Source organism: Lysobacter sp. TAB13, from assembly GCF_052113885.1.
Taxonomy (GTDB): Bacteria; Pseudomonadota; Gammaproteobacteria; order Xanthomonadales; family Xanthomonadaceae; genus Lysobacter; species Lysobacter gummosus.
Genome location: NZ_JBFRDR010000005.1, coordinates 55,632 through 78,912, shown reverse-complemented (window position 1 = coordinate 78,912; position 23,281 = coordinate 55,632). Strand labels below are relative to the sequence as shown.

The window sequence follows — 23,281 nt, the reverse complement described above, 5'->3', positions numbered from 1 at the left end:
CTCGTATGGATGATGAGCCGCCCCACCCGCCGCGAAGCCATCGCCCGTCCGTTCCGGAGCCGTCCCCATGTCGTTGCGCGAAGCACTGAATATCCCCTCCTCGCAGATCACCGACGAGGCGGTCTACCGCGACCGGCGGCGCCTGCTGGCCGCCTTCGCCCTGAGCCCGGCGCTGGGCCTGTCGGGCTGCGCCGAGGCCGAAGCCCCGCCGCCGCCCAAGGCCGCGCCGCCCAGTCCGGAACAGATCAAGGCCGGCTTTCGCACCGAGGAAGTCCAGACCAGCTACGCCGACGTCACCTCGTACAACAACTTCTACGAATTCGGCACCAACAAGGGCGACCCGTCGGCGGCCGACAAGACCCTGCGCACCAGTCCGTGGACGGTGGCGGTGGGCGGCGCTTGCGCCAAACCCGGCAAGCTTTCGCTGGAAGACCTGATCAAGGGCCTGACCCCGCAGGAACGCGTGTACCGGCTGCGCTGCGTGGAAGGCTGGTCGATGGTGATCCCGTGGCTGGGGGTGCCGCTGGCCGATGTGCTCAAGCGCTTCGAGCCGACCGCCAAGGCCAAATACGTCGCCTTCACCACCCTGGCCGATCGCAAGCAGATGCCGGGGATCGCCTACCCCTCGATCAACTGGCCTTACCGCGAAGGTCTGCGCATCGACGAGGCCATGCATCCGCTGACCCTGCTGGCGACCGGCTTGTACGGCAAGCCGCTGCCGCAGCAGAACGGCGCGCCGCTGCGGCTGGTGGTGCCGTGGAAGTACGGCTTTAAAAGCATCAAGTCGATCATCGCCATCAGCTTCGTCGAACACCGGCCGCTGACCAGCTGGAACGACTTGCAATCCAACGAGTACGGGTTCTTCTCCAACGTCAATCCGGCGGTCGATCACCCGCGCTGGAGCCAGAAGACCGAACGCCGCATCGCCGGCACCGGCAGCAAGCTGTTCGCCGACCGCATCCCGACCCGGTTGTTCAACGGCTATGGCGAACAGGTGTCCAGCCTGTACGCCGGCATGAACCTGCGGACCTGGTTCTGAGATGACGGCCGATTCCGCGGCTCATCCGCCGGCCGCCGCGTCCACGCCGCGGCCGGCGCACAAACGCAGGACGCCCCGGGGCGTGATCGCGGCCAAGGTCGTCGTGCATGCGCTCGCGCTGACCCCGGCGGCGATCCTGGCCTGGCAGATCCGCGAGGAATTCCTGACCGGCAGCGGCGGCCTGGGCGCCGACCCGATCGCCGCGATCGAGCACCGGCTGGGCCTGTGGGCGCTGCGCTTGCTGCTGATCGCGCTGGCGGTGACGCCGCTGCGCCAGCTGACCGGGCAAGCGGTGCTGCTGCGTTTCCGGCGCCTGCTGGGGCTGTACGCGTTCTTCTACGCCAGCCTGCATCTGGCGGCGTATCTGATCCTGGATCTGAAGGGGTACTGGACGCAGATTTTCGAGGAAATCGCCAAGCGGCCGTACATCACCGTGGGTTTCCTGGCCTGGCTGCTGCTGATTCCGCTGGCGGCGACTTCGACCCAGGGGATGATGCGCAGGCTGGGGCGTTTGTGGGGCCGGCTGCACCAGTTGGTCTATGTCATCGCCGTGCTGGCGGTGCTGCATTTCTGGTGGCTGGTGAAGTCCGATATCCGCGAACCGGCGTTGTACGCGGCGATCCTGGCGGTGCTGCTGGGCTGGCGGGCGTGGCGCAGGTTCGCCGAGGCCAGGACGCGGGCCAGGCTGGCGGCGGCGCGCTGAGCGCCGTTGGCGCCTTGAATCGTGCCCGACCACGTCGGGTCGCCAGCTCCGGATAGTGTCGGGGCTGAAGCCCCTCCCACACAGACCTCGCGGCTTCGCGGTGTTTCAAGCCGCGCCGCGCAGTTCCGAAGTTTTTTGTGGGAGGGGCTTCAGCCCCGACAACCCGCCGCGACGCGACTAAGCCGCTCAGCGCACGCCGTACAGCAGCAACAGCCCCAGCAAGCCGGCCATCACCACAGCCGCCAGCAACAGCCACGGCATGCGCCGCACCGACGACGGCAAGGCCGAAGGCGGCGTCGGCCGGGTTTCGTTCGCGGCCGCTTCCTGCGCCAGTTGCGCCTGCAAGGCCTCGGCCGCGCTGAACTGGCGGCTCGGCGCTTCGATCACGAAACGGTGCTGGCCGTCGAGCAATAGCTGATCGCCGGGCTTGAGCAAGGCATGCCGCACCGGCTGGCCGTTGACCACGCTGCCGTCCACCGATCCCACGTCGCGCAGGACCACGCCGTCGGCGTGCGCCTCCAGGCGTGCGTGACGGTCGGCGAAAGCCGGCTCGTTGATGCGGATGTCGCAATCGCCGGCGCGGCCGATCACCTTGGGTTGCTCCAGGGTGTAACAGCGGCCGTGGTGGATGCCGCCGACGCCGCGCACGACCATGCGCGAATCGGCCGGAATCTCCACGCCGAACGGAGGCGCGGCTTCGGGCTTGTCGGCTACCAGCAGCAATTCCACGCCGTCGAGGAAAATCGCGTCGCCCGCGCGCAGCATCGCCATGCGTTTGACCGGCCGGCCGTTGACGTGCAGACCGCGCAGGCCTTCGCGCACCTGCAGCCAGACGCCGCGGCGGTCCACGGTGAGTTGCGCGATCGCCGCGCCCGCGTCCTCGACCAGGACGGTGCGGCCGGCCGCGTCGCGGCCGATGGCATGCACGCCCGGCTTCAGTGCCAGGTCGCCATGTTCGCGGTTGGGGTATCGAAGTTTGAGGGCGCTCACTCGGCAGGAATCTAGCAGGTTGTGTAAACGGGCACACCCAGGATGCTGGCGGCGTCAGATGAATAAGCGCAACGGCACACGGCGAACGGGGGGGCGAGAGGAATGAGTTCGCAGGAGTGAGGAGTGAGTAAGGCGCAGTGCTTTGACTCACTCCTCACTCCTGTGAACTCGCTCCTGGCTCCCCGCTCCCCACTCCCCGCTCCTCGCTCCCGGCCGCAGGCCTTGGCACAATAGCCGGCTCCAGGGAGAACCCAGACCATGTCCAGTATCGATATCCGCCACCCGCACACGCTGGCTCCGGCCAAGGCCCGCAAGGCCGTCGAGGAAGTCGCGCAGAAGCTCGCCGAGCGTTTCGACGTCGAGTACGGCTGGGAAGACGACATCCTGAATTTCTCCCGCAGCGGCGTGGACGGCAAGATCGCGCTCAAGCCCAATCAGCTGCACGTGACCGCGCAGCTCGGGTTCCTGCTGGGCGCGCTGAAGGGGCCGATCGAGTCGGAAATCCGCCGGGTCCTGGAAGAACGCTTCAAGTAAGCGCCGCGCTCAGGCCAGTCCCGGAAACGGGTCGCCGTCCTCGTCGAACAAGCGCTGCGCGATCTCGCGCTCGTCCTGCTCGATCTCGGCGATGAACTCGCGCACATCGCCCAGTTGCGCGAACGCGGCGAAACCGCGTTCCAAAAATCCCTGCAGCTCCGACAGCCCCGCCGCCTTGGCCGGGCCGCGCGAGAGTTTGAGCAGGGTCATCACCCCCGGCATCCGCAACGCCTTGCCCAGGCCCAGGCCGACCCGCGAGATCAGCTGGATCTGGTGCTCGCGCAGGCGCGGCAGCCCGCAGGCGCGGTAGGCCTGGGCGTACAGCGCTCCGTCGAGCTTGCGCCGGCGCGGGGCGATCTCGTGCAGCCATTGGCTCATGCGCAGATCGAAGGCCTGGGTCAGCACGCCCAGCTCGATCGCGTCGGCGACCGTGGACAGCAAGGCGCCCGGCAGCAGCTTCTGCATCATCGGCAAGACCTTGGCGATGTCGGCGTCGCGGCGGCTGAAGTCGCGGTCGTTGTAGACGTCGCTGAGAAAGAACTGCGCCGCCGGACGCCGGCGCGGATCGCGCAGGAAGCGGTCGAAGCTGGCCTCCAGCCGCCGCGCCTGCCATTGGCGCAGCTCGGGCAGCCAGCGCAACTGATTGCGCGGATCGCGCCGCGGATCGTGCAGGGCCTGGTGGCGGGCCAGCAGGCAGCCCAGTCGTCGGCTGAGGTCGGTCGTCCTGGACATCGGAAGGGATGATCGCGGTGGCGGCGGCCGGCTGCAAGGCGTTCGGGTCTGCGGGCATCGTCGTCTCGGGGCGGAGAGCGTCGGGCCTGAAGGCCCTCCCACGAAAGCCGGGCGCCGTGTCGAGCGCGAGGGCCTTGAGCCCGCTGGCTTTCGCTTACCTGTCGCTGCCGCCTGCGACCTTGGTACAGGTCTGCTGGACGGCCCGCCCGGCTGGGCTACACTCGACCGAATTCCGCCAAGGCCGTGCCGCCGATCACATGCTGTCACTTCACTCCGCCCAGAATCGGGCGAGCCGCAAACAGTCGGCCAACGGCACCCGCCCCTCCGCATCCAAGCCTGCGACGAAATCCGCGTCCGACGGCGCCAAGCCGAAGATCGGCCTGGCCATCGCCGGCGGCGGCCCGATCGGCGGCATGTACGAGCTGGGCGCCCTGCGCGCGCTCGACGAGGCGATCGAAGGCCTCGATTTGACCCGGCTGGACTGCTATGTCGGCGTCAGCAGCGGCGCCTTCCTCGCCGCCGGCCTGGCCAATCGCATGGACACCGCCGAGATGTGCCGGATCTTCGTCACCGGCGACAGCGCCGACGTCGAGTTCCGCCCCGAGACCTTCATGCGCCCGGCGTTCCTGGAATACGTCAAGCGCGCGGCGAGCTTTCCGCGCCTGGCCGCCGAATGGTGGCGCGAGTTGCTGTTCTCGCCGCTGGAAGCGCGCTGGTCGGACCTGATCACGCGTTTCGGCGGCCTGATTCCCAACGGCCTGTTCGACAACGCCCAGGTCGAGCTGTTCCTGCGCGAAGTGTTCACCCGGCGCGGCCGCAGCAACGATTTCCGCGAACTCGACGCCGAGCTGTACGTGGTCGCGGTGGATATCGACAGCGGCGACGCGGTGCGCTTCGGCGGCGATAACTGGAAGGACGTGCCGATCTCGCAGGCGGTCCAGGCCAGCGCCGCGCTGCCGGGCCTGTACCCACCGGTGCAGATCCACGGCCGCCATTTCGTCGATGGCGCGCTGCGCCGGACCATGCACGCCTCGGTCGTGCTCGAACGCGGCGTGGACCTGCTGATCGGGATCAATCCGCTGGTGCCGTTCAACCACAACCACGGCGTGCCGGTGGCCGAAGACAACAGCCTGGCCGCCGGCGGCCTGCCGGCGGTGCTGTCGCAGACCTTCCGCACCTTGCTGCAATCGCGCATGCAGGTCGGGCTGGCGCGCTACGCCCAGCAATACCCCGATATCGACCAACTGGTGTTCGAGCCCAACGCCGAAGACCGCGAGCTGTTCTTCACCAACGCCTTCAGTTTCTCGGCGCGCAAGCGCATCTGCGAGATCGCCTACCGCAACACCCTGGCCGACCTGCGCCTGCGCCGCGACACGCTGGCGCCGATGCTGGCCGCGCACGGCCTGCGCCTGCGCGAGGACGTGCTGGCCGACACCGAGCGCTCGATCCTCGACGGCATCGGCAAGCCGCAGCGCGACACCGAAACCACGGCGCGGCTGCGGCGTGCGCTGGACGATGTGGATCATCTGGTGGCCAAGGCGCCGAAGGCGTCGCCGTCGCGGGCCGGGAAGCGGGCGGTTCGCAAGCGACAGCAGGTGGGGTGAGGGTGGTTGGCGTTGGCTGAGCCGACGTCCGGAGGTTTCGGCGTCTTTTCTCCAGATCGTCATACCTCGAACCTGGGCTTCGCTTTATTTCAGCGAAGCCGAACATCAGAAGACTTCGGCGCCCTCCCCCAGCCCGTCATTCCCGCGTACGCGGGAATCCAGGGCCTTTCGTGCGAAAACGCCTGAAGTCGCCTGGCTCCCGCTTTCACAGACGCGGCTCTACTTCGGCGAAGCCGAACGCCCAGAGGCTTCAGCGCCATCTCCCCAGGCCGTTATTCCCGCGAACGCGGGAATCCAGGGCCTTTCGTGCGAGAACTCCTGAAGTCGCCCGACTCCCGATTTCACGGGCGCGGCTCTACTTCGGCGAAGCCGAACGCCCAGAGGCTTCAGCGCCATCTCCCCAGGCCGTCATTCCCGCGAACGCGGGAATCCAGGGCCTTTCGTGCGAGAACGTTTGAAGTCACTGGATTCCCGCGTTCGCGGGAATGACGGGCAAGGGTGACTTTCGTCGCTTCTGGCTTGAGTGGTGACGACGCGATCTGCGGATACGCCGGCGTCGCTTCTAGTGACCTTCGTCGCGGCTGGATTGGGACCCTTGCGCCGCGATCTGCCGATTCAACGCCGGACAAACGGTTTGCTCGCTTGGATGTCTGGGCGTACTCCAAGTGTTGGTGTGAATACTCTAGACAGCAAGCCCATCTTGGGGGCACAGCACTAACCCCAATCACAGGATGTCCATGGCCGCCAAGTTCAAGAAGACCGCGAAGAAGTCCGCCGGCAAAACCCAAAACGCCGGCAAGGGCAGCGCGCAGGAGCAGGCCGAGCGCCTGTCCAAGACGTTGAGCGAATCCGCGCAGCAGATCTGGCTGGCCGGCGTCGGCGCGTTCGGTCGCGCTCAGGCCGAGGGCACCAAGTTGTTCGAAGGTCTGGTCAAGGAAGGTCTGAACCTGGAGCAGACCGCGCGCAAGTTCACCGGCGGTCAGGCCAGCGTGTTGCGCGATGCGGTCGAGTCCAAGGTCGGCCAGGCGCGCGAGCGCGCGACCGATACCTGGGATCGCCTCGAGAAGGTGTTCGAAGAACGCGTGCAGCGCGCCCTGGTCAAGCTCGGCGTGCCGGGCCGCGACGATCTGGCCGGCCTGAGCGAGCGCGTCGATGCCCTGACCGCCGAGCTGCGCCGCCAAGGTGGCGCGCCGGCCGCGCGCAAGGCTCCCGCCAAGGCCGCCAAGCCCGCCGCCGCGGCGCGCAAGCCGAAGGCCGCCAAGGCCGCGGCGAAGAAGCCGGCCAAGGCCGCCAAGGCGCCGCGCAAGTCGATCGCCCGTCCCAAGCCGCCGGTCGCACCGTAAGCGGCCGCTCGCCGATACAAGATTCGTAGTACCTGTCGTACACACTCGGTTCGATCGCGCGGCCATCCATCCGCCGCGCACTGTTTAAGCCCGCCAGTCCGCGCTTCCGTATGCTCCCCTCCCCTTACGGTTTCGGACTGGCGGGCTTTCTTATTGCCCAGGCACCAGGCTGCCTCACGGTTCTTGCGCCATTCGCGCACGCGTAGACCACCGCGCATCTCGCGCGTTTTGTGGCTTCCAGGCACTCCGATTACGTGACTCCGGCACTGTTCGTGCCAGCATGCAGTTGCCGTTCACAGCCCCGCCAATGGGACGTTCAAAGAGCAACGGCTGATGAAAGACACAACGATTCCGAGAAATTGGTCTCATTTTTCGTGAATTTCATATGTCTGAAGCCGTATATCCTCAGCGTCTTTTATGGGCCTAGCGCTGCATGTCGAGTTTCTCCCTGTGGGCTGCCGCCGCCGTCACCCTGACGATCGGTCTGGCGTCCACCGCCTACCTGTGGTCCTACCGCCGCCATCGCACTGAGGTCTCCACCGGTATCGCCGGTCTGGCCAAGATGCGCTGGCGCGAATTCGCGCGCCTGATCGTAGAGGCCCTGCGCGAGCGCGGGTTCGAGGCCGAGTCGGTGGAGGAATCCCTCGCCCGCGGCACTCAGGCCGAGCTGCGCCTGCTGCGCGCCGGCAAGCCGTGGCTGCTGTCGTGCAAGCTCGGCGATGCCGATTACAAGGTCTCGGCCGCGACCGTGGCCGAGTTGGCGGATGCGGTGCGCTTCAACGGTGCCTCCGGCGGTCTGCTGGTCACCACGGGGCGCTTCGACGGTCATTCCGAGCGCGTCGCCGACGGGCTGGATCTGTACAGCGGCGAGACGCTGTGGGAACTGGTCGAGCCGTTGCTGCCGGCCTCTACTCGCCATGAGGTCATCGCTGCGGCGCAGAAGCGCAGTATCCAGACGATCGTCGCGGCCTGGGCGGGGGCGATCGTGCTGGGGCTGATCGTGGGCTTCGTGGTGCCGCATTTGCTTCCCAGCGCTCCGCCTGTGGCTGCGCCGGCGACTGAGACGGCCGCTGCCGCGGCGCCTGCGGTGCGCGATGGCGGGGATGTCGCGCCGGTGCCGGCGGATGCTGCGCCCGCGGCTGCGACGCCGCCTCCGGCTGCGACGCCTGCGCCTGCGGATGATGTCGCCGCTCCCGCCGACGATCAGGCGGCCGATGTTCAACCGGCGGTGCCGGCTCGCCCTGCGGCGGCCGCGCCGGCGGCTTCGGGTGCTTCGGCTAATCCTGCGGCCGATCGCGCTCATGTGATTCGCGCTATCGCGGGGTTGAGCGGGGTCGAGCGGGCGTTGTGGTCTACGCCTTCCAATTTGCTGATCTATCGTCTTACCGAAGCGGGCAAGCAGGATATCGACAGCATCTGCGAGGTGTTGGATCGGTATCCGGAGTTGCGGTCTTCTCGGGTGCAGTTGCAGCCGCCGCCTGGTAGTACTACTCGGGTGCGGTTCTTTCAGTGTCGCGCTTATTGATCTCGGGGACGCGCTAGGCGCTTCACGCAAGATCTAACGCTATAAGCAGATCAAACGCTAAACGCTTCCGCCATGAAGCGGCGGGTCACTTTCTTTGTCCAAAGCGACAAAGAAAGTAACCAAAGAAAACGCATTGACTGTTTCGAGTCAAAAGCCACGAGTGCGCAGCTTGCGCAGGCAGGTGCCACATTGGGCATCCTGCCCAAGGTGGCACCCGGCGCACGTCCTGTGCGCCGCCCTCCGGGTGTCCTTCGGTCTCGCGAGTTAGTAGCTGCGCCGGGCCAAAGCTTTGCTACAGCTAAAAAAAGAGCCGGGGTTACCGGCTCTTTTTGTTTGTTCGCCGATTGCGGTTTACCAGTGCACGCCGCGCATCAAGGAGGCGAAGGCGATTTGTTCGTTGCTGGCGTGTTCGTCCTTCAGGCCCTTTCTGTCGCCCTTGGCGGCGGCCGAATCGGGGAACAGTTCGAAGGCGGTGCTCATGACCACTTCGTAGGCCTTCGGCGCCAACGCGTTGACCACCGAGGCGAAGATGCCCAGACGGGTGGCGATGCGGCTCGGGCGTTCGATGATGCCCTTGACCACCAGGTCGGCGGCTTCGTCGGGGGTCAGGGTCGGCACGCTGTCGTACATCTTGGTCGGCGCGATCATCGGGGTCTTCACCAACGGCATGTTGATGGTGGTGAAGCTGATGCCCTTGCCCGACAACTCGCCCTGGGCGCAGCGGCTCCAGGCGTCCAGCGCCGCCTTCGAAGCGACGTAGGCCGAGAACCGCGGCGAATTGGCCAACACACCGATCGAGGAGATGTTGATGATGTGGCCCTTGCGGCGCTCGGTCATCTTCGGCATGAAGCCCATGATCAGGCGCAGACTGCCGAAGTAGTTGAGCTGCATGGTGCGCTCGAAATCGTGGAAGCGATCGTAGCTGAGCTCGATCGAACGCCGGATCGAACGGCCGGCGTTGTTGACCAGGATATCGACGTGGCCGTGATCGGCCAGCACCTGCTTGACCAGGCGGTCGCAGTCGGCCATGTCGGCCAGGTCCGCGGTGTAGGCGAATACCTTGCCGCCCAGCGCCTTCATCTCGTCGCGCGCCTTGAACAATTCGGCTTCGCCGCGCGCGACGATCACCGTCACCGCGCCGGCCGCGGCGACTTTCTCCGCGGTTGCAAGGCCGATGCCCGAGGAACCACCGGTGATCACCACGACCTTGTTGCGGACCTTGCCCTTGAGGGTGCGATCGACGAACAGGTCCGGGTCAAGATGCCGTTCCCAGTAGTCCCACAGCCGCCAGGCGTAGGTGTCCAGGTTCGGAACCTTGATCCCGCTGCCGCGCAGCGCGCGCTCGGTCTCGCGGTTGTCGAACCGGGTCGGATAGGTGATGAACTTCATCACTTCCTTCGGGATCTTAAAGTCGCGCAACAGCATGCCGATGAAGCGCTTGACCGGCGGCAGATTGGTCACCGCGCCGCGGATGCCGGCGGGCACGAAGGCGAACATGCGCGCGTCAATGCGCATGGTCATCTCCGGCGTGTGGCCGGCGCGGGCGAAGGTATTGAGCACCTCGCCCACGCGCTGCGGCTCCGGATCGGTCAAATGGAAGCAGTGGCCGTCGAGCTTGGGCTTGTGCGCGATGTGGTCCATCGCATCGACCACGTAGTCCACCGGGATGATGTTGATGCGGCCGCCTTCCAGGCCCAGCATCGGCATCCACGGCGGCAGCATTTCGCGCAGCTTCTTGAGGAAGGTGAAGAAGTAGTACGGGCCGTCGATCTTGTCCATCTCGCCGGTCTGCGAATGGCCGACCACCATGCCCGGGCGATAGATGCGCCACTTGACCCGCTTTTCGTTGCGGACCAGGCCTTCGGAATCGTGTTTGGTGCGCAGGTACGGATCGTCCAGGCCTTCGGCCTCGTCGAACATGTCCTCGCGGAACACGCCCGAATACAGGCCGGCGGCGGCGATCGAACTGGTGTGGTGGAAGCAGCCGGCGGCGATGGCCGCGGCCAAGTCCAGCGCGTGCTGGGTGCCGTCGATATTGGCCGCGCGCTGGGCCTGCGCGCTGGCGGTGAGGTCGTAGATCGCGGCCAGATGGAAGAAATGCTTGATCTTGCCGTTCAACGCGCGCAGTTGCGCGGCGGTGAGACCGCACTTGGGCTGGGTCATATCGCCCGCGACCGGGATCACACGCTTGAGATCCCAACCCATCTTCTTGGCGGTGGCGTCGAATTTCTTTTGCGAATCCTTGCGCACCAGCACGTGGATCGTGCCCTTGCGTTTGAGCAAGTTGCTGACGAGAAAGCGACCGATGAAACCCGTCGCGCCGGTGACGAAATAGCTCATACCCCTCTCCTGGATGGCCCCGATCGGCCGCCGTTGCGGCGGCATGACGCTACGGTGCCAGAGCCTGAGCGCAGTAACAATTCTTTTCCGTATTGACCGCGCCGCTCCGTATTGACCGCCTGGGGAGCGCGTGCTGTTATGCCGCTTCACCCTGGTGCCCAGGAGAGGCCGCCCGTGTCCGACATCCAGTCTGCGTTCGAACAAGCCGCAAAAGACGTCCAAGCCCTGCCCGACCGTCCGGATAACGACACCCTGCTGCGCCTGTACGCGCTGTACAAGCAAGGCGCCGAAGGCGACGTCAACGGCCCCAAGCCGGGGTTCTTCGATTTCGTCGGCACCGCAAAGTACGAGGCCTGGGAAAAGCTCAAGGGCACCGCGCAGGACGAGGCGAAGAAGAAATACGTCGATCTGGTCAAGAAACTGCGCGGCTGACGCCGCGCCCGCCCCGTCCTCTCACCTAGGCAGCCCGATGGCGAAACAGACCCGCCAGCGCATCCTCGATGCTGCGTTGACCATGTTCAACGCGCAGGGCGAGCCCAACGTCACCACCAACCATATCGCCGACGAGCTGGAAATCAGCCCGGGCAATCTGTACTACCACTTCCGCAACAAGGACGACATCATCGAGCAGTTGTTCGCGCGCTTCGAGGAGCGCATGGACGCCGCGCTCGCCGCGCCCCAGGGGCGCCTGCCCGGGCTCGAGGACATCTGGCTGCAATTGCATCTGGTGTTCGAGTGCATCTGGGACTACCGCTTCCTGTACCGCGATCTGGTCGAGATCCTCAGCCGCAACCGCCGCCTGCGCCTGCGCTTCGCGCGCATCCTCAAGCGCGCCGATGAACAGGCGCATCTGGTCATGCGCGGCTTGTCGCAGGCCGGGGTCATGCGGGCTTCCGGGGATGAATTGGCCGCGACCGCGACCAATGTGCTGGTCATCGCGACTTTCTGGCTCAACTACGCCGCCGCGCGCGGCGACAAGGACGAACACGCCGCGATCCGCGACGGCATCGTCCAGGTGATGATGCTGCTCTCGCCGTTCCTGCGCGATGCCGAACGGCTGCATCTGAATACGCTGATCCGGGCTTATCTGGACTGATCGGCCCGACCGCTTCGGCCAGTACAGTTGTCACTGACCCGCGCCCGCATCCGGGCGCAGACTGCCGTGGCCGCGACGGCGCGCCGCCGTCGCTCCATTGCCGCGGAGCCGCCCATGCGCAAACTGACCTTGCAGATGCAGATGTCCGTCGATGGCCGCGTCGCCGCCGAGCGCGACGGCTGGCAACTGTGGGGCTTCGACTGGCACGGCCCCTGGGCCTGGGACGCGGCCTTGAAGCAGCGCTTCAACGCCACCTTGGATCACATCGATGGCCTGGTGCTGAGCCGGCCGATGGCCGAGGAAGGCTTCATCGACCATTGGACGGCCGCCGCCGAGCATCATCCGGACGACCGCGATTTCGACTTCACGCGCAAGATCGTCGCCCTGGACAAGACCGTGATCAGCGACAAGATCGAACAGCCGCGCTGGCCGCGCACGCGCGTCGCCGGCGGCGGCCTGGCGCGGGAAGTGAACGCGCTCAAGGCGCAGCCCGGCAAGGGGCTGATCTGCTACGGCGGCGTGGGTTTCGCCCAGGCGCTGACCGCGGCCGGGCTGATCGACGAGTTCGAGTTCTACGTGAATCCCGCCGCGGCCGGCGCGGGGGAATCGGTGTTTCCCAAAGACGGACTGGCGCTGGAACTGCTGGATTCGCAGGCCTATGCATGCGGAATGCTGGTCAACCGCTATCGGCCGCGGCAACGCCGCTGAACCTCGGCCAGCGCATTCATCGAACCGAAAAACGAAGGGCGCCGTTGCGGCGCCCTTCGTTGTTTCTTCGCGGCCCGAACCGCTGCGTCACGGCTTCACGCCGCAAACGCCGCTTCGCGAACGCGCCGCGATCAGGCCTTGCGGCTACGGCGCGCGGCCGGCTTGCGCGCGGTACGGCGCGACACCGGCTTCTTCGCCGCCGGCTTGCGCGACTTGCGCTGGCTGCGGGGCTTGCCGCTCTTCAGGCCCAGCTTGTCCAGCACCGGAGCCAGACGCGCCTCGACATCGGCGCTGAACTTGATGACCTTGGGTTCGACCTGATCGCGCACGTTCTCGATCCCGCCGCGCACGTTGCTGCGCGCGTCCGACGCCAGATCGCGCACGCGCTGCTGCAGCGCCTCGACCCGACCGGCCGCGCGGCCGGCGCCGGCGAGCGCTTCGCGGCGCGCGATCACGGCCAGGCCCAGGCCGGCCAGCCACAGGTGACGCAGCGTGGTTTCGTTCGCCGCCACCGGCTTCTTGCGTTTCACAGCTGCCATCGTTTGCTCCGCCGACCGCCCGGAATGGGCGGTTCCACCAGCGCACTGTGGCCGCGCCCCATCGAGCAATCACACTAGCCGCTTCAGTTTGCGCACAGCTTGCGCGCTGCCTCTTGCCAGCGCCCCCGCCGCGGCGGGATGCTGCCCTCCCGATCCGATCCGATCCGTTCGACAAGGACTGCAGATGGCCGCCAAATCCGCCTGGGCCGCTTTTCCTCACGATGCCAAGGGCTACGCCTACGCCGGCGACGCTCTCAAGAAAGCCTGGCCCAAGCTGCACGCCGGCGATGCCGAGCCGTTTCCCGACGCCAAGCGCGCCACCGCGCTGATCAAGGCCGCCGGCAAGGCCGCGCCCAAGGGCCTGGACGCCGACGCGCTCGCCGCGGCGCTGCAGGACGCGTGGCGCGCGTTCCATCGCGGCGATTTCAAGGCCGCCTTCGATGCCGGCCAGGCGCTCGGCCCGGTCGGCGCCAGCGTCGCGGTAAAAGCCTTAGGGATTCACGCGACTTATCTGGTCGATGACGAAGCCGAGCAGCTCAAGCGCTACGAGCAGGCGGCCAAGATCGCCGAGACCGCGGTCGCGGCGCTGCCCGACGAGGTCAACAGCCACTATCGCCACGCCTTCGCACTGGGCCGCTACAGCCAGGGCCTGAGCATCGCCAAGGCGCTCAAGGCCGGCATCGCCAGCAAGGTGCGCGCCGCGCTCGACACCACGCTGCAGCTCGAACCCAAGCACGCCGAAGCGCACACGGCGATGGCGCTGTATCACGCCGAGATCATCAACAAGATAGGCGGCATGATCGGCGGCCTGACCTACGGCGCGAAAGCCGCCGATGCCGACAAGCACATCAAGGCCGCGCTCAAGCTCACGCCCGACTCGCCGATCGCTCATATCGAACACGGCAACGTGCTGATCCTGCTGCACGGCGACAAGCAGGAAGACGCGGCCGCGGCGGCGTACGAAAAGGCCGCCAAGCTCAAGCCGCTCGATGCGATGGAAGCGTTGGATGCGGCCTATGCGAAGGAACAGTTAGAGTAACCGCAGGTTTGCGCGCCTATCCGGCGAACCGCGCATCCCGGCGGTTCGCTGGCTGGACAAGCACGGGAGACTCGGCCGCCGCCGCAGCCGCGTTTGGCCGCGCAAAAAGCCTGCAAACGCAGGCAGGCCGCGGCTTCAGCGCCGGGCCGGGCCCTGTTTTGATGGCCGATTCGAGGCCGCCGCAGACAAGGCTTGCCTGTTGCGTTTGGGCCCATTAGAATCTGCGGCCCGATTCAACATCGGGCGGTTAGCTCAGCGGTAGAGCATCGCCTTCACACGGCGAGGGTCGCAGGTTCGAACCCTGCACCGCCCACCAGTTACACGAAAAGGCCGGCGAAAGCCGGCTTTTTTCGTTTCCGCGGCAAGCGCCCGCGGCCTGCCGCGCGCCGGAGTCCAGTGATGAACGACGCCCACACCGCCCCGACCCGGCTGTATCACAACCCGCGCTGCTCCAAGTCGCGCGGCGCCCTGGAGCTGTTGCGCGAGCGCGGCCTGGAGCCGGCCATCGTCGCCTATCTCGAATCGCCGCCGGACGCGGCCGAACTGCGCGCCTTGCTCAAGCTGCTGGGCGTTCAGGCGCGCGCGCTGCTGCGCAGCGGCGAGGACGAATACGCCGCCCTGGGGCTGGATGAGGCTTCGCTCGGCGAAGCGGCCTTGATCGCGGCGATGGTCGCGCATCCGCGCCTGATCGAGCGGCCGATCTTCGTGCATGGCGGACGCGCGGTGATCGGGCGGCCGCCGGAGCGGGTGCTCGAACTGCTCTAGCCGGCGTGCCATCAAGCATCGCTGAACTTTTGCGGGTGCTTTTGTGGCTGCTTTTGTGGGAGGGGCTTCAGCCCCGATGCTTTTCGATCCGATCACCACGAATCCGGGCGGGCTGATCGAAAAGCATCGGGGCTGAAGCCCCTCCCACAAAAGACTTCGCCATCGGCGCGCGATCAGAACGACTTGCTGCTGCGCATCGCCAGCACCCGCTCCGGCGCCCGGAACGAATCGCTGCGCGCGCCGGCCCAGAACGACTGGAACACCGCGTGCGCCGGAATCTTGCCGACCAGTTCGCCGGGCGTGAGGAAGTTGTACAGCGCGCCGAGCGAACGCACCTCGGTCGGCGAGACCCGGCGCAGGATGTGCTCGGGGCCGATCTCGCTCGGATGGGTCAGCCCGGCCGCGCACAACAGATCGCGCAGCGCCTTGAGCGTGTTGTCGTGGAAGTGGAACACGCGCGTGGACTTGTCCGGCACGTCGAGCTTGCCCCAGCGGCTCGGGTCCTGCGTCGCCACGCCGGTCGGGCAGCGGTCCGTATGGCAGCTCTGCGCCTGGATGCAGCCCAGCGCGAACATGTAGCCGCGCGCGGCGTTGCACCAGTCCGCGCCCATCGCCAGCGTGCGGCAGATGTCGAAGGCGCTGGTGATGCGCCCGGCCGCGCCGATGCGGATCTTGTCGCGCAGATCCAGACCGACCAGGGTGTTGTGCACCAGCATCAGCGCCTCGTGCATCGGCACGCCGACGTGGTCGATGAATTCCGCCGGCGCCGCGCCGGTGCCGCCCTCGGCGCCATCGACGACGATGAAATCCGGCAACACCCCGGTTTCCTGCATCGCCTTGGCGATGCCGAACCATTCCCAGGGATGGCCGATGGCCAGCTTGAATCCGGTCGGCTTGCCGCCCGACAGTTCGCGCAATCTGGCGACGAAATGCAGCAGCCCCTGCGGCGAATCGAAGGCGGTGTGCGCGGCCGGCGACACGCAGTCCTGGCCCATCGGCACGCCGCGCGTGGCGGAGATTTCCGCGCTGACCTTGGCCGCCGGCAGCACGCCGCCGTGGCCGGGCTTGGCGCCTTGCGAGAGCTTGATCTCGATCATCTTGACTTGCTCGTCGCGCGCGTTGGCGACGAAGCGCTCCTCGCTGAACATGCCGCGCTCATCGCGGCAACCGAAGTAACCCGAGCCGATTTCCCAGACCAGATCGCCGCCGTTCTCGCGGTGATACGGCGAAATCGAGCCCTCGCCGGTGTCGTGATAGAAGTTGCCGAGCTTGGCGCCCTTGTTGAGCGCGCGGATCGCATTGGCCGACAGCGAGCCGAAACTCATCGCGGAAATATTGAACACGCTGGCCGAATACGGGTGCGCGGTGTTCTCGCCGATGGTGATGCGGAAATCGTGCGCGACGTGCGAGGTCGGCGCCAGCGAATGGTTGATCCATTCGTAGTCCAGGCTGTAAACGTCCTGTTGGCTGCCGAACGGGCGCACGTCGTTGACCGACTTGGAGCGTTGATAGACCAGCGCGCGCTGCTGGCGCGAGAACGGCACCTCGGCGGTATCGGCCTCGATGAAGTACTGGCGCATCTCCGGGCCGATCGACTCCAGCCCGTAGCGGAAATGCGCGAGCACCGGGTAGTTGCGCCGCAACGTGCTGCGGGTCTGCAGCAAGTCCAGCGTGCCCAGGATCGCCACTGCGCCGAAACCGGCCACGCCCCATAGCCAGTCGCTGTGATGCGCGAACACCAGCACCGCCGAAATCAGGGTCAGGATCAGACTTGCAACGTAAGCGGCATAGCGCATGGCGATCGGATGGGTTCACGAGCTGAGGCCGAGCATACCCTCGGGCGCGTGGATTGGCTGTACGGCGGCGGGCGGGAGGTGGGTGTGGCGGGGGTGGCGGGCTGCGGGGACCTGCTACGCAGGTGCACGACCATGCCGGCACCACCTACCGTCATTCCCGCGAACGCGGGCTCCGCTTTACTCCGGCGGAGCCGAACATCCAGGGCCTTTCGTGCGAGAACGTTTGAAGTCACTGGATTCCCGCGTTCGCGGGAATGACGTTCTGGGAGGATGGCGCTGAAGTCTTTGGATTCCCGCGTTCGCGGGAATGACGTTCTGGGGAGATGGCGCTAAAGGCAGTGGATTCCCGCCTTCGCGCAACGACGGCCTGGAAGGATGGCGCTAAAGGCCCTGGATGTTCGGCTCCGCCGAAGTAAAGCGGAGCCCGCGTTCACGGGAATGACGGCCTGGAAGAATTGTGCTGAAGGCTCTGGATTCCCGCCTTCGCGGGAATGACGGTCTTGGAGGTGCGCGCTGAAGGCTCGCAGCCCACGGCTTCTACGGCAAACCCAGCCTGCATCCTCGGCAATGACGGCCCGAAGGACCGTCCTCAGCCCCATCCCTACAACCGCGCATCCACCTCATCTCGCGGATACAGGCTCTTGATGTCGTACAGCAAGGCACCGGGCTTACCGTAGGCGCGCGCGCCGGCGGCGCCGAGGGCGCGGAATTCTTCGTGCGCCACCGCCAGCACGATCGCGTCGTAGACGCCGGCTTCGGGCCGCTCGACCATGTCCACCCCGTACTCGCGCCGCGCTTCCTCGGCGTGCGCCCAGGGGTCGTGGATCTCGACCTGGGCGCGGTATTCGCCGAACTCGCGCGCCAGATCGATCACTCGGGTATTGCGCAGGTCAGCGCAATTTTCCTTGAAGGTGATGCCCAGGATCAGAATCCGCGAACCGGCCAGGGCGATGCCGCGCTGGATCATGCGCTTGACCACTTCGGCGGCGACATGGCTGCCCATCGAGTCGTTGATGCGCCGGCACGCCAGCAGGATGTCCGGGTAGTAACCGGCGCTCTGCGCTTTCTGGATCAGGTAGTACGGGTCCACGCCGATGCAGTGGCCGCCGACCAGCCCAGGCCGGAACGGCAGGAAATTCCACTTGCTGCCGGCCGCTTCCAACACCTCGGTGGTGTCGATGCCGAGCTTCTGGAAGATCAGCGCGAATTCGTTGATCAAGGCGATGTTGGCGTCGCGCTGCGTGTTCTCGATGACCTTGGCCGCCTCGGCCACGCGCAGGCTGGAGGCCTTGTGGGTGCCGGCCGGAATGATGCTGCGGTACAAGGCATCGACCCGGTCGGCGGTTTCCGGGGTCGAGCCGGAGGTGACCTTGGGAATGTCCACCAGGCGGCGCTGGCGATCGCCCGGGTTGATCCGCTCCGGGCTGTAGCCGACGAAGAAATCCTCGTTGCAGCGCAAACCCGAGCTGCGCTCGAGTTCGGGAATGCAGATTTCCTCGGTCGCGCCGGGGTAGACGGTGGATTCGTAAATCACCGTGTCGCCGCGCTTCAGCAATCCGGCCAGGGCCCGGCTGGCCTGGATCAGCGGATTGAAGTCCGGGCGCTTGTGTTCGTCGATCGGCGTGGGCACGGTGATCACGTACACCTCGCGATCGGCCAGATCTTCCAGGCTTGCGCTGAAACGCAGCCGGACCGCGGCGGCGATCTCCTCGGCGCTGTTCTCGCGATGATGATCCTCGCCGACGCTGAGCTGCGCCACGCGCACGGCATTGATGTCGTAACCGACGGTGTCGTAGCGCTTGCCGAACTCCAGCGCCAGCGGCAGGCCGACATAGCCCAGCCCGATCACGCCGATGCGCGCTTGCGCGAAACTGCTTTCGTACTGCGCCATGCCCTGCCCTGATGTCGGGAGCGGGCGCCGGGGCGGCCCGGACCACCGGTGCGGGGATTCTAGAGAGCGGCGTCGCGCGCTGGCAAATACCGGCGGCGCAGTTCGCGTATCGGCACCCCGGGCGCGAGCCCGGCGGACGCTATTTCAAGCCGGGCCCGGGCATGGCATCGGCCGGCGCTTGCTCCAACAGGCCGAACGGCGCGGCGACCGCGAGGAAATGCCGCTGCGCCGCGCCGCCGTTGGTCTGCAGGGCGACGATGCGATCGTCGCGGTAGTCGATCAGGATCGCGCTGCCGTCGGCGCTGCATTCCCAGATCGACAGGCCGCCGGCCGGATTGAGGTAATGCCACTGGCCGCCCTCTTCCGACACGCTGTCCCAGATCGCGTCCGACACCGCCTGCCGCGCGGCGAAGCGCTCCCAGCCGCCCTCGGGTGCCCACGAGGTCCACGGCGGCGCGGCCTCGCCGCCGGCATCGGGCGCGCGCCCGCTCATTCGGCCGCCACCGCGACCGCGTTGCGGCCCAACTGCTTGGCCCGGTACAAGGCGGCGTCGGCATGGCGCATCCACATCGCCGCGCTGATGGTTTTCGGCCCGGTCGACGCCACGCCGATGCTGACCGTGCAACGCAGCGCCGGCGCCTCATCGAAGCGCGCGTCCTCGATGCTCTTGCGCACGCGCTCGGCGATCGCCGCCGCATCGTCGCGTCCAGTGTCCATGAGGATCAGCGCGAACTCGTCGCCGCCGATGCGGCTGGCGGTGTCGGTCAGGCGGGTGATGGCGTGCAGGCTGTCGGCGACCCGGCGCAGCACCGCGTCGCCGATCAGATGGCCGTGGTAATCGTTGATTTCCTTGAACCGGTCCACGTCGATCAGGACCAGCGCCGCGTCCTTGCCGGCGCGCGCGCAGTGGGTCATGGTCGCGGTCGCCGAATCGTCCCAGTGCAGCCGGTTCTGCAGGCCGGTCAGCGGATCGGTGCGGCTGATGTGGGCCAGTTGCTTGTTCTGCCGCACCACCTTGCGCGCCAGCCCGTAGGCCGCGCTGCTGATCGCCAGCGGATAGACCAGCATGAAAGGCAGGCTGGACAGGATCACCGGCATCGAACTGTCGGGCGAGAACGGAAAGCCCAGGATCGCCCACGTGCTCAGGCAGGTCGCGACCAGGGTCAGCCCGGTGCGGGCGAAGAAGCGCCAGCCGCCGACGCCGATCTTGTCCGCCGACAGCATCACCGCGAGCAAGGCGCTGGGCACCACGTCGAACTGCATGACCGCGATCCACACGCCGCCCATCGCCGAATCGATGACCAGGTTGCGGTACTCGGCGTATTCCGGATCGCCGCTGCGCGAGGCCAGCAGATAGGCGAGAGGCGGCCACAGATAACCGTTGGCGAACAGGACCGCCCACAGCCACCACGGCGCGCCGTCTTCGTACAGCACACCGGCGACGGCGAAGAATCCGACCCCCAGGCCCAGGGTCCGCATCCGATAGATACGGCGCACGAAGCGCAGGTGTTCGCTGGCGCTGGCCGGGTCCAACGGGCGGTCGGTGGTTGCCGTCACGCACACTCCCCGCGGACTGTCGAGGCAGGCGCCGCAAGGATCTGCGGCGGGTCGTGCATACCCTGCGCGAGCCCAGGCCGATGCGCAAGCGCCGCGCTTGGCGGCGGCCCGGGCAAGGCCGGCGGCGATGGAATCGTAAGGGCACGCGCACTGCACCGGACCGCATCGACCCGGTCTTTCTCGCGCCGAAAAGCACAGCGCAAGCGCAATGTGCCTGCGCGCCGGAACGGTGCGGGGCATCACCAATTCACATGCTTTTTGTAGCGGCCACTGCCTGCATCCGGGCACGGGCGACGCCTACATTGGACCCGGGCGCTCCACCCGGCGACACGATCGCGCCGCACCGCGAGGGCCCGCCCCTTCCGCCGCTGCCAGCGGCCTATCAACGTGAGGGCTTCGCCGATGTCGCACTCATCCATGCGCTCCGCTTCCCGGCCGCTCGTCAGCGGCCGCGCCGCCCGGGCCTGTCGCCCGCTCGCCATCGCCACCGCCGCCGCGCTCGCCGCCTTATGCGCCGCGCCCGCCGGCGCCGGCGTGGTCAACGCCAACGGCCTGGAACCGGCCGGCCAGTACGATCAATTCATCGTCAAATACCGCAGCGGCAGCCGTGCGCGCGTCGAGGCCGCGAGTCTGAACGCAGCGCTCTCCCGCGCCGCCGCTGCCTCGGCCGCCGCCGGCCAACCGCGGCTGGGTCTGGCGCATGTGCGCCGCATGTCGCTGGGCGCCGACGTGATCCGCGCCGATCGCCGCCTCGATCGCGTCGATGCCTTGGCGCTGATGAAGCGCATCGCCGCCGATCCGGCGGTGGAATACGTCGAACCCGATCTGATGATGCGCACGCAGTTGATCCCCAACGACACGCGCTACAACGAGCAATGGCATTACGCCACCAGCGCGGTCGGCATCAACGGCCCCGGCGCCTGGGACCGCTCCAGCGGCGCCGGCGTGGTGGTGGCGGTGGTCGACAGCGGCTATCTGAGCCATACCGATCTCAACGCCAACCTCCTGGCCGGCTACGACTTCGTGGCCTCGGTGAACGGCCTGGGGCTGGCGTGCCTGTTCGCCGGCCTGCCCTACAACTGCGGCGGCGGCAACGACGGCAACGGCCGCGACAACAACGCCACCGATTCGTCCAACATCAAACACGGCACGCATGTGTCGGGCACCATCGCCGCGGTCACCAACAACAACCTCGGCGTGGCCGGCGTGGCGCGCGAGGCCAAGATCCTGCCGGTGCGCGTGCTCGGCAACGGCGGCGTGGGCCAGACCTCGGACATCGCCGACGGCATCGTCTGGGCATCGGGCGGCAGCATCAGCGGCATTCCGGCCAACGCCAATCCGGCCGACGTGATCAATCTCTCGCTCGGCGGCGCGCAGGCCTGCAGCCAGACGCTGACCTATCGCGACGCGATCAACGCCGCGACCAACAACGGCGCGGTGGTGGTGGTCGCCGCCGGCAACAGCAACACCGACGTCGCCGGCTTCACTCCGGCCAGTTGTCCCAACACCATCACCGTGGCCGCCAGCGACATCAACGGCAACCGCGCGTGGTACTCGAACTACGGCACCGGCATCGACATCACCGCGCCCGGCGGCGAAACCTGTTCGCCGGCCACCGAGTTCCTGGCGCTGGGCGAATCGACCAGCGGCAAGTGCACGCAGAACCATCTGCAGAACGGTGTGCTGTCCACCATCGACGGCAACGGCTACGACTTCTATCAGGGCACTTCGATGGCCGCGCCGCACGTGGCCGGCGTGGTCGCCTTGATGAAATCGGTGAAGCCGGCGCTGACCACCGCGCAGGTGCAGACCATCCTGACCAGCACCGCGCGGCCGATCATCGCCGCCAAATGCCCCGGCGGTTGCGGCCCGGGATTGATCGACGCCAACGCGGCGGTGGCCGCGGCGCAAGTTCCCTGAACGAAGCTGCGCACGCTCATGGCCCCGGCGCGATGCCGGGGCTTTTTTTGCCGAATTCGGCGAATGCAAGCGCAGCGGTCAAGCGAGACGGAGCGATTTCGCAAGCAAGATGCGACGCAGTTTGCACTGCCGAAAACCCGATATCGCGTTTACGTACAGCTAACGTCTGCCTCCGGCACCATTCAGGCACAGGGGTTCCCATGCGGAGCCAGAGCGATGACGACCACCTTGCAAGGCCGCCCCACTCCGACCACACCTGGGCTGAGTTACTGGGCCATTCACTACCGCGATGCCGAGTTCTACCGCGACGGACTGCACTTCAGCGACTATGCGCCGGCGTTCTACGTCGGTATTTCCGCGCACCTGGAACATCCCGATCGCGACTTCGACGATCCGCTGCTGGATCTGAGCGAACGCTACCAGCGCATCCGCCTGGGTTCGGCGCTGGACTGGGAACATGCCCAGGACGCGGCGCGTTCGGCCTGGGAACGCGCGCGCAGCAATGCGCAGGCGGCGCGTCAGTATTTTCAGCGGCGCGTGGCTGAGCTGGTCGCCAGGGCTTGAGATCGCGGCCAGCGCGTCGCCAGTAAGGTGAAAAACCGTTACTCCACACTCCCGCCGGACAACGGCGGGAGTGCGTTCGTCTGGAAGCGATGCGATCAGCCGTCGAATTCGACCAGAGTGTGGTCTTCGCCGGCCAGCGCTTCGTCGATGATCGCCGCGATCGTGTTCCAATCGCCGCGCGCCAACCCAGCGCCGATCAGCGGATAGCCGATGCGGCGGCCGTGGAATTCCCGCGCGATCGAACGCATCGCCTTGGCGATGGCTTCGTAGTCGGCACGCACGCCTTCGCCGCGCCAATGAAACTGGGTGTACGCATTGACGATCACGAACTCGTGACCGTTTTCGCTCACTCTCGCCTGGCTGTAACTGCCAAGCTTGTCGCGCACACCCTTCTCGGTGGTCAGATCGGCGCGATACGCCTCCGGGAACCTTCGTTTTATGGTCAGGGCGATGCCCTTGCCCATCTGGCACTGGCAATTGCAGCCGTGCACGATTACATCGAAACGGCCGTCGGCCGCGAGTCGCAACAAATCGCCCTGGACGATCTTCATGGTCTTCCTTGATCTATACGTATCGATACATGCACGGCGCGAAAC

The 23,281-nt window shown here is 66.9% G+C and carries 22 protein-coding genes and 1 tRNA gene; 14 read left to right on the top strand and 9 right to left on the bottom strand.

Annotated elements, in window-relative coordinates; all coding sequences use genetic code 11:
* Window positions 1–67 precede the first annotated feature (67 nt).
* Together msrP and msrQ are read left to right on the top strand one after the other, a co-directional pair.
* The gene (gene msrP / locus AB4Y92_RS07925) at window positions 68–1,039 is read left to right on the top strand and encodes a protein-methionine-sulfoxide reductase catalytic subunit MsrP (RefSeq protein WP_441819124.1); all 972 of its coding nucleotides are present in this window, start codon (window positions 68–70) and stop codon (window positions 1,037–1,039) included.
* A gap of 82 nt (window positions 1,040–1,121) precedes the next feature.
* Window positions 1,122–1,742: a protein-methionine-sulfoxide reductase heme-binding subunit MsrQ gene (gene msrQ, locus AB4Y92_RS07920; RefSeq protein WP_441819123.1), complete on the top strand. Its 621-nt coding sequence runs from the start codon at window positions 1,122–1,124 to the stop codon at window positions 1,740–1,742.
* A 186-nt stretch (window positions 1,743–1,928) separates the two neighbouring features.
* On the opposite strand, the gene AB4Y92_RS07915 is transcribed toward msrQ, so the two are convergent.
* Window positions 1,929–2,732, bottom strand: coding sequence for an FHA domain-containing protein (locus AB4Y92_RS07915; protein WP_441819122.1), 804 nt, complete (start codon window positions 2,730–2,732; stop codon window positions 1,929–1,931).
* A gap of 258 nt (window positions 2,733–2,990) precedes the next feature.
* Between AB4Y92_RS07915 and AB4Y92_RS07910 the strand changes: the two genes are divergently transcribed.
* Entirely contained in the window at window positions 2,991–3,266 is a 276-nt protein-coding gene (locus AB4Y92_RS07910) for a polyhydroxyalkanoic acid system family protein (RefSeq protein WP_057943306.1), read from the top strand.
* A gap of 9 nt (window positions 3,267–3,275) precedes the next feature.
* Here the strand turns inward: AB4Y92_RS07910 and AB4Y92_RS07905 are convergent, their stop codons facing one another.
* Entirely contained in the window at window positions 3,276–3,998 is a 723-nt protein-coding gene (locus AB4Y92_RS07905; RefSeq protein ID WP_441819121.1) for an FFLEELY motif protein, read from the bottom strand.
* Between the two features lie 257 nt (window positions 3,999–4,255).
* On the opposite strand from AB4Y92_RS07905, the gene AB4Y92_RS07900 reads away from it, so the two are divergent.
* The 3 genes from AB4Y92_RS07900 (at window position 4,256) to AB4Y92_RS07890 (ending at window position 8,470) form a co-directional block, all read left to right on the top strand.
* Entirely contained in the window at window positions 4,256–5,602 is a 1,347-nt protein-coding gene (locus AB4Y92_RS07900; RefSeq protein ID WP_441819120.1) for a patatin-like phospholipase family protein, read from the top strand.
* Between the two features lie 737 nt (window positions 5,603–6,339).
* The gene (locus tag AB4Y92_RS07895; protein WP_441819119.1) at window positions 6,340–6,945 is read left to right on the top strand and encodes a phasin family protein; all 606 of its coding nucleotides are present in this window, start codon (window positions 6,340–6,342) and stop codon (window positions 6,943–6,945) included.
* Between the two features lie 433 nt (window positions 6,946–7,378).
* On the top strand, window positions 7,379–8,470 hold the full coding sequence (locus AB4Y92_RS07890) for a restriction endonuclease (RefSeq protein ID WP_441819118.1): 1,092 nt from the start codon (window positions 7,379–7,381) through the stop codon (window positions 8,468–8,470).
* A 351-nt stretch (window positions 8,471–8,821) separates the two neighbouring features.
* Here AB4Y92_RS07890 and AB4Y92_RS07885 read toward each other — a convergent pair whose 3' ends face one another.
* Window positions 8,822–10,810, bottom strand: a complete 1,989-nt coding sequence (locus AB4Y92_RS07885) for an SDR family oxidoreductase (protein WP_441819117.1) — start codon at window positions 10,808–10,810, stop codon at window positions 8,822–8,824.
* A gap of 138 nt (window positions 10,811–10,948) precedes the next feature.
* On the opposite strand from AB4Y92_RS07885, the gene AB4Y92_RS07880 reads away from it, so the two are divergent.
* The 3 genes from AB4Y92_RS07880 (at window position 10,949) to AB4Y92_RS07870 (ending at window position 12,614) form a co-directional block, all read left to right on the top strand.
* A complete protein-coding gene (locus tag AB4Y92_RS07880; protein WP_386793172.1) occupies window positions 10,949–11,242 on the top strand; it encodes an acyl-CoA-binding protein in 294 nt (97 codons plus the stop codon).
* Window positions 11,243–11,279: 37 nt separating this feature from the next.
* Window positions 11,280–11,906, top strand: coding sequence for a TetR/AcrR family transcriptional regulator (locus AB4Y92_RS07875; RefSeq protein WP_057943311.1), 627 nt, complete (start codon window positions 11,280–11,282; stop codon window positions 11,904–11,906).
* A 114-nt stretch (window positions 11,907–12,020) separates the two neighbouring features.
* Window positions 12,021–12,614 carry a dihydrofolate reductase family protein gene (locus AB4Y92_RS07870; protein ID WP_441819116.1) on the top strand — a complete coding sequence of 198 codons (594 nt, stop codon included), beginning with the start codon at window positions 12,021–12,023 and terminating at the stop codon, window positions 12,612–12,614.
* Window positions 12,615–12,745: 131 nt separating this feature from the next.
* On the opposite strand, the gene AB4Y92_RS07865 is transcribed toward AB4Y92_RS07870, so the two are convergent.
* Window positions 12,746–13,153 (bottom strand): hypothetical protein, encoded by a 408-nt coding sequence (locus AB4Y92_RS07865; protein ID WP_441819115.1) that lies wholly within the window; start codon window positions 13,151–13,153, stop codon window positions 12,746–12,748.
* 184 nt (window positions 13,154–13,337) lie between these two features.
* Here AB4Y92_RS07865 and AB4Y92_RS07860 point away from each other — a divergent pair, with 184 nt between their 5' ends.
* From AB4Y92_RS07860 to arsC, 3 genes are all read left to right on the top strand, one after another.
* On the top strand, window positions 13,338–14,192 hold the full coding sequence (locus tag AB4Y92_RS07860; protein WP_441819114.1) for a hypothetical protein: 855 nt from the start codon (window positions 13,338–13,340) through the stop codon (window positions 14,190–14,192).
* Window positions 14,193–14,433: 241 nt separating this feature from the next.
* A tRNA-Val gene (locus AB4Y92_RS07855) sits at window positions 14,434–14,508 on the top strand.
* Between the two features lie 83 nt (window positions 14,509–14,591).
* Window positions 14,592–14,957 (top strand): arsenate reductase (glutaredoxin), encoded by a 366-nt coding sequence (gene arsC / locus AB4Y92_RS07850; protein WP_441819113.1) that lies wholly within the window; start codon window positions 14,592–14,594, stop codon window positions 14,955–14,957.
* Window positions 14,958–15,130: 173 nt separating this feature from the next.
* Here the strand turns inward: arsC and AB4Y92_RS07845 are convergent, their stop codons facing one another.
* From AB4Y92_RS07845 to AB4Y92_RS07830, 4 genes are all read right to left on the bottom strand, one after another.
* The gene (locus AB4Y92_RS07845) at window positions 15,131–16,753 is read right to left on the bottom strand and encodes an FMN-binding glutamate synthase family protein (protein WP_441819112.1); all 1,623 of its coding nucleotides are present in this window, start codon (window positions 16,751–16,753) and stop codon (window positions 15,131–15,133) included.
* Window positions 16,754–17,354: 601 nt separating this feature from the next.
* Window positions 17,355–18,644: a nucleotide sugar dehydrogenase gene (locus AB4Y92_RS07840; protein WP_441819111.1), complete on the bottom strand. Its 1,290-nt coding sequence runs from the start codon at window positions 18,642–18,644 to the stop codon at window positions 17,355–17,357.
* A gap of 139 nt (window positions 18,645–18,783) precedes the next feature.
* Window positions 18,784–19,137 carry a hypothetical protein gene (locus tag AB4Y92_RS07835; RefSeq protein ID WP_441819110.1) on the bottom strand — a complete coding sequence of 118 codons (354 nt, stop codon included), beginning with the start codon at window positions 19,135–19,137 and terminating at the stop codon, window positions 18,784–18,786.
* Entirely contained in the window at window positions 19,134–20,201 is a 1,068-nt protein-coding gene (locus AB4Y92_RS07830; RefSeq protein ID WP_441819109.1) for a diguanylate cyclase, read from the bottom strand. The genes AB4Y92_RS07835 and AB4Y92_RS07830 overlap by 4 nt, the downstream gene beginning before the upstream one ends.
* Before the next feature lie 417 nt (window positions 20,202–20,618).
* On the opposite strand from AB4Y92_RS07830, the gene AB4Y92_RS07825 reads away from it, so the two are divergent.
* Window positions 20,619–22,121, top strand: coding sequence for a S8 family serine peptidase (locus tag AB4Y92_RS07825; RefSeq protein WP_441819108.1), 1,503 nt, complete (start codon window positions 20,619–20,621; stop codon window positions 22,119–22,121).
* 216 nt (window positions 22,122–22,337) lie between these two features.
* Window positions 22,338–22,685, top strand: coding sequence for a hypothetical protein (locus AB4Y92_RS07820; RefSeq protein ID WP_057943321.1), 348 nt, complete (start codon window positions 22,338–22,340; stop codon window positions 22,683–22,685).
* A 95-nt stretch (window positions 22,686–22,780) separates the two neighbouring features.
* Here the strand turns inward: AB4Y92_RS07820 and AB4Y92_RS07815 are convergent, their stop codons facing one another.
* A complete protein-coding gene (locus tag AB4Y92_RS07815) occupies window positions 22,781–23,236 on the bottom strand; it encodes a macro domain-containing protein (RefSeq protein WP_441819107.1) in 456 nt (151 codons plus the stop codon).
* Window positions 23,237–23,281 lie beyond the last annotated feature (45 nt).